This is a genomic window from Photobacterium rosenbergii (genome assembly GCF_033022775.1).
Taxonomy (GTDB): domain Bacteria; phylum Pseudomonadota; class Gammaproteobacteria; order Enterobacterales; family Vibrionaceae; genus Photobacterium; species Photobacterium rosenbergii_A.
This window is the reverse complement of record NZ_JAWJZI010000055.1, coordinates 1-408: the sequence shown is the minus strand read 5'-3', so window position 1 is coordinate 408 and position 408 is coordinate 1. Positions and strand designations below refer to the sequence as shown.

Sequence of the window (408 nt, the reverse complement as noted above, 5' to 3'; positions counted from 1 at the left end):
ATCTTCCGCGCAGGCCGACTCGACCAGTGAGCTATTACGCTTTCTTTAAATGATGGCTGCTTCTAAGCCAACATCCTGGCTGTCTGAGCCTTCCCACATCGTTTCCCACTTAGCTATAACTTTGGGACCTTAGCTGGCGGTCTGGGTTGTTTCCCTCTCCACGACGGACGTTAGCACCCGCCGTGTGTCTCCCGGATAGTACTTACTGGTATTCGGAGTTTGCAAAGGGTTGGTAAGTCGGGATGACCCCCTAGCCTTAACAGTGCTCTACCCCCAGTAGTATTCGTCCGAGGCGCTACCTAAATAGCTTTCGGGGAGAACCAGCTATCTCCAGGTTTGATTGGCCTTTCACCCCTAGCCACAAGTCATCCGCTAATTTTTCAACATTAGTCGGTTCGGTCCTCCAGT

Annotated in this window: 1 rRNA gene; it reads right to left on the bottom strand. The window is 52.0% G+C overall.

What is annotated here, in order from left to right:
* Positions 1–408, bottom strand: a 23S ribosomal RNA gene (locus R2X38_RS26675); the annotation flags it as partial.